This is a genomic window from Haloterrigena turkmenica DSM 5511 (assembly GCF_000025325.1).
GTDB classification, from domain to species: domain Archaea; phylum Halobacteriota; class Halobacteria; order Halobacteriales; family Natrialbaceae; genus Haloterrigena; species Haloterrigena turkmenica.
In genome coordinates this window covers 1,657,219-1,671,281 of record NC_013743.1, presented here as the reverse complement: position 1 = coordinate 1,671,281, position 14,063 = coordinate 1,657,219, and the positions used below count along the sequence as shown (strand labels likewise).

General features: G+C 66.6%; 14 protein-coding genes and 1 tRNA gene. 4 read left to right on the top strand and 11 right to left on the bottom strand.

The window, feature by feature from the left end:
* Nucleotides 1-106 precede the first annotated feature (106 nt).
* Entirely contained in the window at nt 107-571 is a 465-nt protein-coding gene (locus HTUR_RS07910; RefSeq protein WP_012942795.1) for a dCTP deaminase, read from the top strand.
* Nucleotides 572-923: 352 nt separating this feature from the next.
* Nucleotides 924-1,274, top strand: a complete 351-nt coding sequence (locus tag HTUR_RS07905) for a hypothetical protein (RefSeq protein WP_226377491.1) — start codon at nt 924-926, stop codon at nt 1,272-1,274.
* A 4-nt stretch (nt 1,275-1,278) separates the two neighbouring features.
* On the opposite strand, the gene HTUR_RS07900 is transcribed toward HTUR_RS07905, so the two are convergent.
* The 7 genes from HTUR_RS07900 to HTUR_RS07870 all read right to left on the bottom strand — a co-directional run bounded on the left by HTUR_RS07900 (nt 1,279) and on the right by HTUR_RS07870 (nt 7,949).
* Nucleotides 1,279-2,079 carry an enoyl-CoA hydratase/isomerase family protein gene (locus HTUR_RS07900; protein WP_012942793.1) on the bottom strand — a complete coding sequence of 267 codons (801 nt, stop codon included), beginning with the start codon at nt 2,077-2,079 and terminating at the stop codon, nt 1,279-1,281.
* Nucleotides 2,079-3,662, bottom strand: a complete 1,584-nt coding sequence (locus tag HTUR_RS07895; protein ID WP_012942792.1) for a long-chain-fatty-acid--CoA ligase — start codon at nt 3,660-3,662, stop codon at nt 2,079-2,081. The genes HTUR_RS07900 and HTUR_RS07895 overlap by 1 nt, the downstream gene beginning before the upstream one ends.
* 212 nt (nt 3,663-3,874) lie before the next feature.
* Nucleotides 3,875-4,702, bottom strand: a complete 828-nt coding sequence (locus tag HTUR_RS07890; RefSeq protein WP_012942791.1) for a DUF6159 family protein — start codon at nt 4,700-4,702, stop codon at nt 3,875-3,877.
* Between the two features lie 82 nt (nt 4,703-4,784).
* A complete protein-coding gene (locus tag HTUR_RS07885) occupies nt 4,785-5,585 on the bottom strand; it encodes a 2-oxo acid dehydrogenase subunit E2 (protein ID WP_012942790.1) in 801 nt (266 codons plus the stop codon).
* A gap of 38 nt (nt 5,586-5,623) precedes the next feature.
* Nucleotides 5,624-5,887, bottom strand: coding sequence for a lipoyl domain-containing protein (locus tag HTUR_RS07880; RefSeq protein WP_012942789.1), 264 nt, complete (start codon nt 5,885-5,887; stop codon nt 5,624-5,626).
* Nucleotides 5,884-6,930 (bottom strand): alpha-ketoacid dehydrogenase subunit beta, encoded by a 1,047-nt coding sequence (locus HTUR_RS07875; protein WP_012942788.1) that lies wholly within the window; start codon nt 6,928-6,930, stop codon nt 5,884-5,886. Before HTUR_RS07875 ends, HTUR_RS07880 begins: the two co-directional genes overlap by 4 nt.
* Complete coding sequence (locus HTUR_RS07870) at nt 6,930-7,949, bottom strand: thiamine pyrophosphate-dependent dehydrogenase E1 component subunit alpha (RefSeq protein ID WP_049941656.1); 1,020 nt, start codon at nt 7,947-7,949, stop codon at nt 6,930-6,932. The genes HTUR_RS07875 and HTUR_RS07870 overlap by 1 nt, the downstream gene beginning before the upstream one ends.
* 142 nt (nt 7,950-8,091) lie before the next feature.
* Between HTUR_RS07870 and HTUR_RS07865 the strand changes: the two genes are divergently transcribed.
* Together HTUR_RS07865 and HTUR_RS07860 are read left to right on the top strand one after the other, a co-directional pair.
* Nucleotides 8,092-8,718, top strand: a complete 627-nt coding sequence (locus HTUR_RS07865; protein ID WP_012942786.1) for a universal stress protein — start codon at nt 8,092-8,094, stop codon at nt 8,716-8,718.
* A gap of 507 nt (nt 8,719-9,225) precedes the next feature.
* Nucleotides 9,226-10,743, top strand: coding sequence for an HTTM domain-containing protein (locus HTUR_RS07860; protein ID WP_012942785.1), 1,518 nt, complete (start codon nt 9,226-9,228; stop codon nt 10,741-10,743).
* Between the two features lie 689 nt (nt 10,744-11,432).
* Here the strand turns inward: HTUR_RS07860 and HTUR_RS07855 are convergent.
* From HTUR_RS07855 to HTUR_RS07840, 4 genes are all read right to left on the bottom strand, one after another.
* Nucleotides 11,433-11,506, bottom strand: a tRNA-Thr gene (locus HTUR_RS07855).
* A gap of 11 nt (nt 11,507-11,517) precedes the next feature.
* Nucleotides 11,518-12,039, bottom strand: coding sequence for a GNAT family N-acetyltransferase (locus HTUR_RS07850; protein ID WP_012942784.1), 522 nt, complete (start codon nt 12,037-12,039; stop codon nt 11,518-11,520).
* Nucleotides 12,005-13,231, bottom strand: coding sequence for a phosphoglycerate kinase (locus tag HTUR_RS07845; RefSeq protein WP_012942783.1), 1,227 nt, complete (start codon nt 13,229-13,231; stop codon nt 12,005-12,007). The genes HTUR_RS07850 and HTUR_RS07845 overlap by 35 nt, the downstream gene beginning before the upstream one ends.
* 139 nt (nt 13,232-13,370) lie before the next feature.
* The gene (locus HTUR_RS07840; RefSeq protein WP_012942782.1) at nt 13,371-13,991 is read right to left on the bottom strand and encodes a CBS domain-containing protein; all 621 of its coding nucleotides are present in this window, start codon (nt 13,989-13,991) and stop codon (nt 13,371-13,373) included.
* Nucleotides 13,992-14,063: the final 72 nt, after the last annotated feature.

Genomic DNA, 14,063 nt, shown 5'->3' with positions numbered 1-14,063 from the left:
GATCGGGGCCCGGGTCCCGCTGGCTCCGACGGCGCTCGATGCGCCGACGATATTCGATGCGACGAGGACACGTTTTTTGCGCTGGGAAACCATCACTCCGACCGAAATGTCCGCCGAGCATCCGCTCGCCGAGGTCGTCGACAACCTCGTGTACGAACCCGCACAGGTCCATGAGCACGGTATCGATCTGACCGTCAGCGCCATCTACGAGGTCGCCGCGCCCGGTCGACTGGATTTCGGCGGCGACGAACTCGAGGACGCCGACCTCGAGCCGGTGCCCACCGAGCTCCGGGATCCGGACGACGAGTACGGTTGGTGGAATCTCGAGGGCGGCCAGTACGTCCTCCAGCACAACGAGTTCCTGACCGACCTCGAGGAGCCCGTCCAGCTGCAGCCGCGCAACGAACTGCTGGCTCGAGGCGGCTCCCACCCCTCGATGCTGGTCGCGTCGCACCTGCCGCTGATCCCGCTGACCGTCGCCGACGGCGGCCTGCGGATCAAGGAGAACGCGCGGGTCTCGACGCTGGTCCCGTCCGGTGCGGTCGGTGGGGGATCCCCTCGGTCCGAGTAGGATCCCGGCACCCCGTCGCGTTCACGCGATCGATCGGAGCCGTTCTCGAGCGAACCGATGTTCTCGGTCGCGATAGCCCGGTGCGATCGACGCGACCGCACGGTAGAGGCGGTTGACGCGGTGGACGTAACCCTCGGTACGACGATTCCTGAACTGCATAACAGCTATCATATTAGGAGTGTGACTTGAACTAATGGATTCGAATCGGGGACTCGTTTCGCTCGGGTTCCTTCTCACGCTACTTCTCGTTGGAATGGGTCTCATCACCATGTTTCTTGGAGGGCCGAATGCGACGAATGAGGATGTCGCGCATGTCGAGAGCTATCCGGTCGATCCGGAGAGACCGACCCCGTTGACCGCCTCGAACGTCGCGGACTACGCTGGTACGTACGAAGAGCGCCTGTTCTACAACGACCTACTCGCGAGCCAGAACCACCGTCTCGAGGCCGATGAACGAGTGATAGCCAACTGTACCTCGATCTCAGTTTCGAACGCTAGTATGGACGGATTTCACGTCCAGTTGGAGTGTCAGGGTGGGGTCACCGACTCATGGCAACCGTCCGAATCCGAGGAGTTCATCTACTCGGCCACCTACCGTCTCACGAACGATACGACGCGACAGACTGAACTCCGGAAGTACCCCTTCGGAACGGACAGAGCGTTCAATAACGAACGGAACGAGACGGCCGAAACCGAGCTGTGACCGATTACCGGCCCTCGTACTCCGGATCGCGGTCCTCGAAGAAGGCTTCGACCCCCTCGGCGTGATCCGCGGTGTCGAAGACGATCCCCTGGGCCGTCGCCTCGTCGGTCAGGGCCTGCTCGAGCGATTTGTCCAGCCCTTCACCGACCAGCCGATTCGCGTGTCGCAGCGCGATCGGCGGCCCGGAGACGACCTTCTCGACGAACTCGTCGACCCGCTCGTCGAACTCCTCGGCGCCGTAGACGTGATTGACGAGGCCGATTTCTTCGGCGCGGTCGGCGTCGATGATGTCGCCGGTCAACACGAGTTCCTTAGCGACGTTCTCACCGACGATACGGGGCAGCAGGTAGGACGTGCCGGCGTCGACGCTCAGTCCCACTTGCCGGAAGACGAAGCCGAAAACGGCGTTTTCGCTGGCCAGTTGCACGTCGCAGGCGATCGCGAGGTTCGCACCGGCGCCGACGGCGGGGCCGTCGACCAGCGCGATCGTCGGGATCGGGAACTCCACCACTCGCCCGATGAGCGCGTTCGTCGAGCGCTCGAGTCGACGCACCCGTTCGTCGGCGGGGACGTCGTTCTCGATGCCCTCGACCATCCGTTCGATGTCGCCGCCGGCCGAGAACGACCCGCCCGAGCCCTGGACGAGCACGCAGCGGGCGTCGCTGTCCTCGATCTCGTCGAGGGCTTCCGAAATCCCGGCGCTGATCTCCGCGGAGAGGGCGTTGCGTCGATCCGGCTGATCGAGCGTGATCGTCGCGGGACCGTCGGCCTCGATCTCGAGGTGGACCGCCTCGCCCAGCGCCATTATTCGGCCTCCGCTTCGCTCTCTTGGTCCTGCTCACGGAGCTTGAACTTCTGGACTTTGCCCGTGGTCGTCCGGGGTAGTTCCTCGACGAACTCGACCTCGCGGGGGTGTTTGTACTCCGCGAGGTTGGTCAGACAGTACTCCTTGATCTCGTCCTCGGTCACGTCGCCGTCGGGCGTGCGGACGATGAACGCCTTGACGGTCTCGCCGCGACGTTCGTCGGGAATGCCCGCGACGGCGGCGTCGGCGACGTCCTCGTGTTCGAAGAGGAGCTCCTCGACCTCCCGCGGGTAGACGTTGTAGCCCCCAGTGACGATCATGTGCTTCTCGCGGTCGACGACGTAGAAGAAGCCGTCCTCGTCGCGGTAGCCGACGTCGCCGGTGTGGAACCAGCGACGGCCGCCCTCCTCGGTGAAGACCTCCTCGTTGGCCTCGGGCAGGCCGTAGTAGCCCTTCATCACGTTCGGCCCGGCGACGACGATCTCGCCAGTGATCTCGTGGAGGTCGGCCTCCTCCTCGTCGACCGGTCCCTCCTCGACCGGATCCACGTCCTCGAAGTCGTCGTCGACGACCTTCGAGTCGACGCCGGGAACGGTCTTGCCGATGCTGCCGACGCGCCGGCCCTCGATCGGGCTGTTGAAGTGGGTGATCGGACTGGTCTCGGTCAGGCCGTACCCCTCGTAGATCTTCGGCTCGTAGAGCTCCTCGAACTGGCGCAGGACCTCGACCGGGATCCCGGAGCCGCCGACGCCACAGAGGCGCAGCGAGGACATGTCGAACTCCTCGGCGTCGGGCTGATTGATGACGTCGTTGTACATCGCCGGCACGCCGTGCATAATCGTCAGCTCCTCGTCCTCGATCAGCGAGACGGCCTCCTGTGCGTCCCACGAGGCCATCGGGTAGTAGGCGCCGCCGTTGAACAGCGACGCGTTCATCACGACGGTCATCCCGTAGATGTGGAACAGCGGCAACACGCCGAGCGATTTGTCGTCCGGCCGGATCCCGTCGGGGATGAGTTTCGACGCCGCGTTCGCGTTCGACGCGAGGTTCCCGTGGGTGAGCTGGACGCCCTTCGGCTGGCCCGTCGTCCCGGAGGTGTACGGCTGGACGGCGTCGTCGTCGTCGTCGCGCTCGGCGATCCCGGGATCGCCCGGCTCGAGGAACTCCTCGAACGCGGTGGCGCCCTCGGCGTCGCCGCCGACGCTGACGATGTGTTCGACGCTCGTCTCGTCCTCTACCCCCCGAACGAAGGGGACCAGATCGGCCAGCGCGACGACGACCTCGGCCTCGCTGTCCCCGAGAAGGTGACCGATCTCGCGGGACTTGTACTGCGGGTTCATCGGCACGACGACGCCGCCGACCCGCAACGTCCCGTGGAACGCGATGAGAAACGGCGGCACGTTCGGTAGATAGAGCGCGACCCGATCGTCGGCACCCAGCCCCCGTTCCTCGAGCGCGGTGGCGAACGCCCCGGTCTGACCCCAGAACTCCTCGTAGCTCGTCTCCGAGCCCTGAAAGCCGATCGCGGTGTTCTCGCCGTGGTCCTCGACGGCGTCCGCGACGTTAGTGACAAGATTTGTCATGCTCCGTGCGATACGTTTCCGTGTACCGTAAAAAAGATTGTCAAAGAAGTACCCGAGTCCAACTTTCCGACGGTAACCACTCACCCAATCAATACAGTCAGTGTTAGCGGATCGTTCCGGTTCGCCGACCGCGGTCGACCGTCCTCGAGCGAGAATCGGGTCGACTGGTGATTGGTGCGAACGGGTGACCGCGACCGGCCGATCCGAGCGAGTCAGTTATCGACGAAGATCCCGTCCGGATCGAGTTCCGCGAGCGGTCCGACGCGCTCGCCGTCGGTCGCGTACCGGTAGAGCGCCGCCCGGACAATCATGCCCAGTACCTGCGTGACGACGAGGGTCGCGACGACGAGGACGCCGCCGAGCGCACCGAGTGCGTACGCAGTGAGGCCCGTCGCCGAGACGTAAGCGACGGCGAGCATGCAGATTCCGGTCAACGTGACCGGAAGCAGCGCCAGTCCGATCCCGAACGCTGCGGTGATCGACTCGCCACACGTCCGGGCGAACGCGTCGCCGCTCTTCCGGATCTCCGACCGGAGCGATCCCGTTCGGTCCGTGACGATCACCGGGACGACGAAGAACGTCAGCAGACTCCAGCCCAGATTGAGGATCGACTGGATGAGCGATCCGACGCCGGGCACGTTGTCCTCGGCGATGTAGAGGGCGGTCCCGATCGTCGCGGAGACGAGTCCCCACTTCGCGATCTCCCGGCGGGCGTCCCACGCGGCGGCGAGGCCGTCGCGGACCGACGTCTCCTCCCCGTCGAACTGTCGTGTCGCGCAGTGGACCACCGCGGCGTTGAAGAAGACGCCGACGCCGGAGGAGATCGCGAGAGCGGCGAACAGCGCGCCGTACTTCACGAACTCGTTCTCGAGGACCGCCTCGAGCAGCCCGTAGTGGAGGAACGCGAGGCCGACCGCCGCGTACGCGGTTCCGACCGTCGCGAGGCTCAACAGCGGGAGGACCGCGAGCCGGGGGCGGGCGCGGAAGACGTCCAGACTGGCGTCGATCACGGCCAGTCCGTTGCGATATCGTTCGCGCATATTCCACCCTAGTCTCGCTGAATATATATTCCTGTCGGATCCCTAACCATATCGTGGGCGGCGACGAAACCGCCGTGTCGGATCAGCCGTCGGGACCGAACCGCTCGGCGCTTTCGGTGTACTCCGCGAGCGTCTCGAGGAACCGGGCCGCGTCCGCGCCGTCAACGACCCGGTGGTCGAAGCTGAGGTCGTAGGTCAACTCGCGACGGAACTCGAGTCCGTCGCCGCTCCGTCGCGGGCGCTCTCGCACCCGGCCGATCCCGAGGATCGCGACCTCCGGCGGGTTGATGACCGGCGTGAACGAGTCGACGCCGAGGACGCCGAGGTTCGTGACGGTGAACGTCCCGCCGCGGAAGTCTCGCATCGTGTACTCGCCGGACCGGACGGTCTCGGTCAGCCGGCGCCGTTCGGCCGCGATCTCGCCGAGGGATTTCGAGCCGATATCGCGCATGACCGGCGTCACCAGTCCCGCCTCGACATCGACCGCGACGCCGACGTTGTGCTCCTCGTACAGCCGGTGGGTCTCGTCCTCGAACGTCGCGTTGAACGCCGGATGCTCCTCGAGCGTCGCCGAGAGCGCACAGAGCACGGGATCGATCAGCGAGACGTCCGCCTCGAGGCGGTCGGTCGCGGTCTCGGTCGCACGGAACAGCGCCTCGGCGTCGACCTCCCGGCTGGCGGTCACGTGGACGGCGTTCCGATAGCTGTCCTGCAGGCGGTTCGCGATCGTCCGCCGCATCGGGGAGAGCGATCGCTCCTCGCGGACGGTTCGGTCCGTTTCGTCGGCGTTCGCGGTCTCGTCGTCGCTCTCCGCTCCGCCGTCGCCGTTCGTCTCGGTCTCCCGTTCGTCGCTCCCGTCGGATTCTGTATCGGTCGGTGGCATCTGGGATCAGTTGTCGAGAGGAGTCGAACGCGGCGCCGCTACGCTGGGGTGATCCAGGCGAGGACGGCCCCGCGCTCGAACTCGTCGTCTTCCTCGAGGACGATCTCGTCGATCGTGCCGTCCGTCGGCGCCGGGACGTCGACGCTGACCTTCTCGACCTGAAACTCACAGAGGTCGTCGCCCGCCTCAACGCCGGCGCCCTCGCTTAGGAACCAGTTGACGACGACGCCCTCGTCCTCGTCGGTGTCCTCGGGCCAGACGTCGCCGGTGTCGACGGCGACGCGGTCGTCGTCCGTACTCATTCGTCACCGTGGGCCGCACGGACGGCGCTCGTGATGTCCTCGGCGTCCGGGACGACCTCGTTCTCCATCGGCCGCGCGTAGGGAAGCGGGACGTCCGGAACGGCCACCCGCTCGACGGCCTCGAGGTCGGCAAGCCCGTCCTCGGCCACTCGCGCGACGATCTCGCCGGTGACGCCGAACGAGCGGTAGTCCTCGTCGACCACGACGAGGCGGCCGGTCTTGGCCACCGACTCGCGGACGGTCTCGGTGTCGAGCGGCACCAGCGTTCGGAGGTCGACCACTTCGGCGTCGATCCCGTCGTCCGCGAGGTCGTCCGCGGCCTCGAGCGCGCGGTGGACGTGCAGGCCGAGCGTGACGACGGTCACGTCCGCCCCCTCGCGCTTGACGTCGGCGCTGCCGAAGGGAATCGTGTAGTCGTCTTCCGGAACGGGCGTCTTCGGGCCGTCCGGCGCCGGCAGCCAGCCGATCCCCATCAGCCGCTTGTGGAACATGTAGACGACCGGATCGTTGTCGCGGATCGCGTTGTGCATCAGCCCCTTCGCGTCGTAGGCGGTCGACGGCACGACGACCTTCATCCCCGGCAGATGGGCGAACGTCCCGTAGAGGGTCTGGGAGTGCTGGGCGGCGTCGTTGTACGTGCCGCCGACGGCGGCCGTCAGCACCATCGGCACGCTGACGGAGCCGCCGCTCATGTAGGTGTTCTTGGCCATCTGGTTGTAGATCTGGTCCATGCCGACGCCGAAGAAGTCGACGAACATGAGTTCGGCAATCGGCCGCATTCCCGCCTGGGCCGCGCCCACTGCGGCGCCGAGGTACGCCGTCTCGCTGATGGGGACGTCCATGATCCGGTCGCAGCCGAACTCCTCGAGCAGCCCTTCGGTGCTGTCGAAGATGCCGCCGTAGTCGGCGACGTCCTCGCCCATGTAGAAGACCTCCTCGTCCTCGCGCATCTCGTGGGCGATCGCCTCGACCATCGCCCGGCTCATCGTCAGGGATCGGTCGGTCTGCCGTTCGGTCTCGGGATCCGTCTCCTGTTGTGCCATCAGTCGTCACCTCCGGTCTCCGTTTTCGCAGCGTTCGGTTCGCTGTCCGTTACGCCCGACGGCGGATTCGTGAACACGTCCTCGTGGGCGTCCGCCGGCTCGGGCTCCGGTTGCTCTTTGGCCCACTCGATCGCCTCTTCAACGCGTTCCTGAGCGCTCGAGCGCAGGCTGGCGACCGTCTCGTTATCGACGCCGTGGGCCCGCAGGTCCGCCTCGAGTCGGTCGATCGAGTCGCGCTGCTGGGCCGCCTCCTCGTCCTCGTCGGAGCGGTACGCCTGTGGATCGCCCATGAAGTGACCCATCCGTCGGTGGACCTGTACCTCGAGCAGCGACGGGCCGTTTCGGTCTCGAGCGCGGCCAATCGCCTCCCGCGCGGCCTCGTAGACCGCGACGGCGTCGTCGGCGTCCACGCGGGTTCCCGGCAGATCGAATCCGCCGGCGCGCTGGGCGCCGTTCTCGACGTCGGTGACCCGCTCTTTGGGCATGCTGATGGCCCAGTCGTTGTCCTCGACGACGAAGACGACGGGGAGGTCCTGCACGGCCGCCATGTTAAGCGACTCGAGGAAGGCGCCCTGATCGATCGCCCCCTCGCCGAGGAACGCGACCGCGACGCTGTCGGTGTTGCGCTTCTTCGCGGCCAGGCCGGCGCCGACCGCGGGCGGACAGCCCTCGGCGATGATCCCGCTACACGCGAAGTTGACGTCGGGATCGAAGAGGTGCATGTGGCCGCCCTTCCCCTTGCTCAGCCCCGTCTCACGGCCGAAGATCTCGGCGGTCATCCGCTTCAGATCCACGCCCTTCGCGACGGCGATGTGGTGGGGTCGGTGCGGCGCCGTCACCGTGTCGTCGTCGCGCAGGTGCTGACAGACGCCCGCGCCCGAGGCCTCGTGACCCGCAGCGAGGTGTAACTCGCCGGGAATCGGCCCGGCGGAGATGTCGAACGCCGGTTGCTTTCCCTCGAGGTACTCCTCTTGGAGGCGCTCCTCGTAGTGGCGCGCCGTTACCATGGCCTCGTACATCTCTTGTAGGTCGGTAACAGGTACCATACTCGATGGATGTGACCACATCGATCGATAAATAGCTAGGCACCGGAACGGCGACGCGAGTCCCCGAGAGTGCGACTCGAGGCTATATACGTCCGGATTCCTAACGTCCGATACCATGTATCAGGACGTGCTCATTCCGACGGACGGGAGCGACGGGACCCGCCGGTCGATCGACCACGGAATGGCCATCGCACAGCAGTTCGGGGCGACCGTCCACGCGCTGTCGGTCGTTCCGGAGGGGCCGCTCGGGACGCTGCAGAACGATACGGCCATCGCCGCCGCCGACCGCGCCGTCGAGCGCGTCGAGCGGGAGGCCGCCCGCAAGGGCGTCGACGTCGTGACGGCGGTCGAGCAGGGCGTTCCCCACGAGGAAATCCTCGAGTACGCCGACGAACACGACGTCGACATGATCGTCATGGGAACACAGGGCCGGACCGGCCTCGATCGCGTGCTAGTCGGGAGCGTCACCGAACGCGTCGTCCGGATGGCCGACGTGCCGGTCGTGACCGTTCGCCTCACCGAGAACGTCCGGATCGACGACGCCGACGAGGCGACGCGGATCGCCCGCGAGGCGCTCGCCGAGGAGGACGGCTCGCTCGACCCGGCGGAGATCACGGTCCTCGAGGAGCCCCACCGAACCAGCGCCTCCTGGATCGTCCCCCTCGGGACGGCGACCGATACCGTCCACGTCCACGTCGACGCCGTGTCGGGCGAGGCGCGAACCGCGACGCGACCCGAGTAACCGGGCACGTGATACTACCGGTCAGGCCGGAGGCGCGTCGCCGTCTATTCCGCCGCGTTCCGACTCGAGTCGGCCAGCAACGAGTTCGGGACGCCGTCCCACCGTATCACCACCTACACAGTTTGGCAATGGAGCTATCAGTATCTGGGACGTTCACGTTACTGACGAGGGAGGAACGCCTAGTCGTTGCCAGTAGGGGGGTTCCGACTCTGAGACAGTTCCCTCGTCCTCGGTTATCACCGTTCCACCGTCGGCCTTCGCCAGCCGACTTTTTCAGGCGCCCGAATCGGTACCTACCCGACCACCAGCGAGTGTCGACTCCGTTCGCTCGAGCCGAGTCGGCTGAGCGGGTCCCCTCGGGTAATCGTCGCTGCGGCGTTCGTCCGTCTCGAGAGGCCGTCGTTTCGTTCGTTCTCGGGCCGTTCCGATAGCGCCACAACGTGACGGTCAGGATGACACTACAAAGCACTTATACTAGCACTCGAATCTGCCGAACGTCACTCGCCGATGAGTTCGTCACCACAGGACTCGAAACCGACCGATCGATCCCGCGCGGCGCTCGAGCGACTCTACGCGCTCGCGAGGCCGCGCCTGGGCGTCGATCCGCGAGCGCTCGGCGCGTTTCGGATCGTGCTGGGAGTGCTCTTGCTCGCCGATCTGGCGTTCCTCCGAGCGCCGGGACTGGTGACCTTCTACACCGACGACGGCGTCTTCCCGCGATCGGCGCTCGCCGACGCCTATCCGACGTTCGCGGCCGCGTCGCTCCACGCGGTGTCCGGCGCGGCGTGGGTACAGGGGTTACTGTTCGCGATCGCCGGCGTCGCCGCTGCGTGTCTCCTCGCCGGCTACCGGACGAAGCTCTCGCTGGGGTGTTCCCTGCTCCTGCTCGCCTCGCTGTTCGCCCGGAACCCGTACGTGGTCAACGGCGGCGACACCATCCTGCTCACGCTCCTGTTTCTGGGCCTGTTCCTGCCCCTCGAGGCGCGCTGGTCGCTTGGCGGCGGTCGGCGGAGCGACGAGGGCCGCGGCCGGGGCCGACCGGTCTACTCGCTCGGGACGGCGATCCTCTGCGTCCACTTCGTGACTATTTACGCGGCGAGCGCGGTCCACAAGTTCCAGAGCGAGGCGTGGCTGTCCGGGACGGCGGTGCCCCGAATCTTCCACCTCGAGGAGTACACCGTGCTGCTCGGACCGTCCCTCGCCGAGTTCGGGGCGGTGCTCACCGCGATCAACTGGCTCTGGGTCGCCATGCTCTCCGTCTCGCCGTTCCTGATTTGCTATACCGGCCGGCCGCGGACCGCACTCGCAGCCGCGTTCGTCTGCGCCCATCTCGGGATGGCCGCGACGATGCGGCTGGGCGTCTTCCCCTTTGTCATGATCGCTGGCCTGCTCCTGTTCTTCCCGGCGCCGGTCTGGGACCGACTCGAGGGGGCCACAGCAACCGTCGGTCCAGCCTTCCGTCACCGGCTCCCGTCCTCGATTCGGGCAGATCGAACCGGCGAGGTCGGACGGATACTGCCCGACTCGAGGCCACGCTTCCCTCGCGTTCGGCGGGCAGCCCGGGTCGGGAGCACCGCCTTGCTCGTCGGTGCGTTCGTCGCGATACTCCTCTGGCAGGCGGCGAGTCTCGGAATCGCTGAGGACTCGACTCCGGATCTGGACGGCGAGCTCTCGGACGTGAGCTGGTCGTTCTTCGCGCCGAACCCGCCGGACGCCTCGAGCTGGTACGCGATCGAGGCGACCCTCGAGTCGGGCGAGACGATCGACGCGGTCGACGGCGGCGACGTCGCGTTCGACCGCCCGCCGGACGCCGCCGAGACGTACCCGACGACGCTCTGGCACCGATACGGCGTCGACATGCGCTACGCCGGCGAGTCGCAGTACGAGCCGGCGGCGGCGTACGTCTGCGAGGCGTCGGATCGAGACCTCGAGTCAGTGACGATCTATCACCTCGAGCAGTCGGTCGACGCGGACGGGCCGGTCGGTGATCCGGTCGTGAACGAGCGAATCACCAGAAGTTGTTGAGTATCCGTCTCCGAACGCGTCGGCGACGGCTGCGACCGATCGACTGGCTGCGTTGTCACTCGGCGCGTTCTGGATCTTCCGAAATCCGGCGCCAGCCTTCGACTACCCGGCCAGTAGGCTTAATTCGCGATAGTCGAATACTCGAGTGGCGGGATGGGGAGTCCGTCGTTGCCGACGGCTACCGTTCGAACTGAGACATTCGAAACGACCACATCGCCCGCCACCGATCGAGATCGCTCCAACGTCACTAGTTACTCTCGATCGCAACCCCGACCGATTGACACATCACCAGTCGAAAGGGGGGTTCCGCCGCCGACTTCCGTCGGCGTTTTGGGTGACACTACGTGCCGATACCGAAGTGTCCGAGTCGAAGGGGGCTTGGGAGTGGATGTGAGATCTGGCGTTCTCAGGGAGGTGTGACCCGGACAGTATCCAGTATTGGCGAGTCTGTAATAAGAGTCCGGGGCGTTTCGAGCCGTGAGTCGTGCCTGTTGCGGACGATTCTCGTTGCTCGAGAGGGGATCTGCCGGAATCTCCGTTAATTCTGGAAGTAACGATACCTGTCGGTAGAGGATTTGAGCCTAGGGATTCAAGCCAGGACGGGGATTTGAACCACGGTCGCAGCAGAGCTGCTCCCTGATTCAAATCCCGTCTCGTTGCTGACGCTCACGAATCTGTTCGCGTCAGTAAGCCAGGGCGGGGATTTGAACCCCGGGAGTCTCGATTACAAGTCGAGTGCATGAACCACCCATGCTCCCCTGGCGCAGTTTCGGGTTAGCCGTCCTCCTTTGAATGTGTATCGTTTTCGGAGCGGTCGTCCTCGAGGTCGCGCTCCATCGCGACCCGATAGGTCTCGTACCCCTTCCGCTCGTAGAACCGCCGGGCGGCCTCGTTGCGGGCCATCACCTCGAGCACCACGACCTCGGCGCCCTGGGACGCGAGTTCGTCCTCGACGGCCTCGAGCAGCGCCGTTCCAACGCCCTTCTCGCGGGCGGCGGGAACGACGTAGATGTTCGAGAGCACGCCGCGGGTGGCGTCGAGCTGGAGCGAGCCCCGCTCGACGGAAAACGAGGCGAAGCCGATGACGGTCTCGCCGTCGCGGGCGACGAGCAGCCCGTCGTTGACCTGGTGGGCCGCGAGCGTGTCCCGCATCGTCTCCCGGTTGGCGTCGGCGTGAACGTAGGAGTCGTGCCGGCGCTGGTCTCGAGCCAGCCGGACCCACAGGTCCGCGACCGTCTCGACGTCGTCGGCGGTGGCGCGTTCAATCGTCGGCCGGCTGTTGTCGTTTGGGTCCATCCTCGAGTGCGGTCACGGCGGGCAGCGGCTCCGCGGTGAGCATCCGCAGGGCGGCGCCGCCGCCGGTGCTGACGTGTGTGAAGCCGTCGACGCCGAGACTGCGCAGCGCGGAGGCGGTGTCGCCGCCGCCGACGATGCTCATCTCGACGTCGGTCGCGGCGCCGTAGAGCTGTCGGGTGCCCGTCGCGAACGCCTCCTCCTCGAAGACGCCGGCGGGGCCGTTGAGGATGACCGTGCCCGCGTCCTCGAGCAGGCGCTCGTAGTAGGCCAGTGTCGAGCTACCGATGTCCATGGCGGCCTCCTCGTCGCCCGGTGGGAGGGCGTTGACGCCGAGTTCGTGGCGCTCGCCGTCGCGTTCGACGGCGACATCCCGCGGGAGCGCGATACTGTCGCCGTAGGCGTCGAGCAGGTCGGCGGCGCGGTCGATCTCGTCCCAGTAGCCCTGATCGTAGATGAAGTCGGAGCTGGCGTCGCCCACGTCGACGCCGTCGGCGATGAGGAAGACGTTACCGACGACGCCGGCGGTGAGGACGTGGTCGGCCAGCCCCTTCTCGAGGACGGACCAGGCGACGTCGATCGAGTCCGGGACCTTCGCCCCGCCGAGGACGTAGATCCGCGGTTCGGGGGTCTCCTCGATCGTCCCGAGGACGTCGAGTTCGGACTCCATCACGCGGCCGGCGTAGCCGGGGAGGACGGTCGGGAAGCCAACCAACGAGGGCTGGGAGCGGTGGGCCGCGGCGAAGGCGTCGTTAACGTAGACGTCCAGCGCCGGCGCCAGCCCCTCCACGAGGTGGGTCTCGGCGGCGCGTTCGGCGTCGAACTCCATGTACTCCTCGCTGTAGAAGCGCGTGTTCTCGAGGACGAGGCAGTCGCCGTTCTCGAGGTTCCGGACGGCTTCGCAGGCGGCGTCGCTGAACGTCGTGTCCACGTGGTCGACGGGCCGCTCGAGCAGTTTCGAGAGCCGCTCGGCGTGGGACTCGAGGGAGACGAAGTCGTCACCGCCGGGTCGACCCTGGTGGGCGAGGACGGCGACCCGGCCGCCGCGCTCGAGTAGTTCCGAGAGGGTGTCCACGTGGGCACGCAGTCGGGCGTCGTCGGCGAGGGTACCGTCGTCGCCGATCGGGCTGTTGATGTCCACGCGGACGCCGACGGTGGTCCCTTCGACGTCGAGGTCGTCGAGGGTATCGATCATTATCCATGGGTGCACCGCGGCCCCCGAAAGGTCTTTCCATCGGAGAAATCGCTGTCAGTGACTGTATCACGCTACTGTTTGACACGGATCGGTACGCGTCCACTCGGTGCGGTGCGGACCGCCGTTGGCGACTCGGCGGTCACACCGTTCGGCAGTCCGCACAGACGAGTTGGCCGTTGGCGTCCCACAGCGCGTCGGCGAGCGACCCGCAGGCCTCACAGACGCCCTGAGTCGTGTACTCGTCGCCGCCGTTGGCCAGCATCCGCGAGTCGAGACTCTCGCCGGCGGGTTGGGACTGAGCGGAGCGCTCGTCCGACGGCTGCGCGCCCTCGAGTCCCGTCGCGGTGTTGGCCGTTCGCCCGGGCGTCATCGTGGCCTGGAACGAGCCCGCGGCGGCGATGACGTCGCGCTGGGTGAGCAGGCCAACCACGCCCTCGTCGTCCTCGACTACGACGTTGCGGATGCTCTCGCGGGCCATCGCGTCAGCGACGTCGGTGAGCGACCGGTCCGGCCCGAACGTGATGACCGGCGAACTCATGACGTCGCCGACGGTCGTCTCGGACGGATCGCGCTCGTCGGCGACGACGTCGAGGACGTCCCACTCGGTCATAATTCCGACCGGCTCACTCCCGCGGACGACGAGAACGCAACTCGAGCGCTCCTCGCGCATGAGTTCGACGGCGCCGCGAACCGTGTCCGACTCGCTGACGCCGACGTAGTCGTTCGTCAGGACCTCCCTGACCGACAGTTCCGATTCCATGTGTGAACGATAACCACACACTGGCTAAAAGCTACTCCCGCCACCCTTAAGCGAATCGGGGTCGAAGTTTCG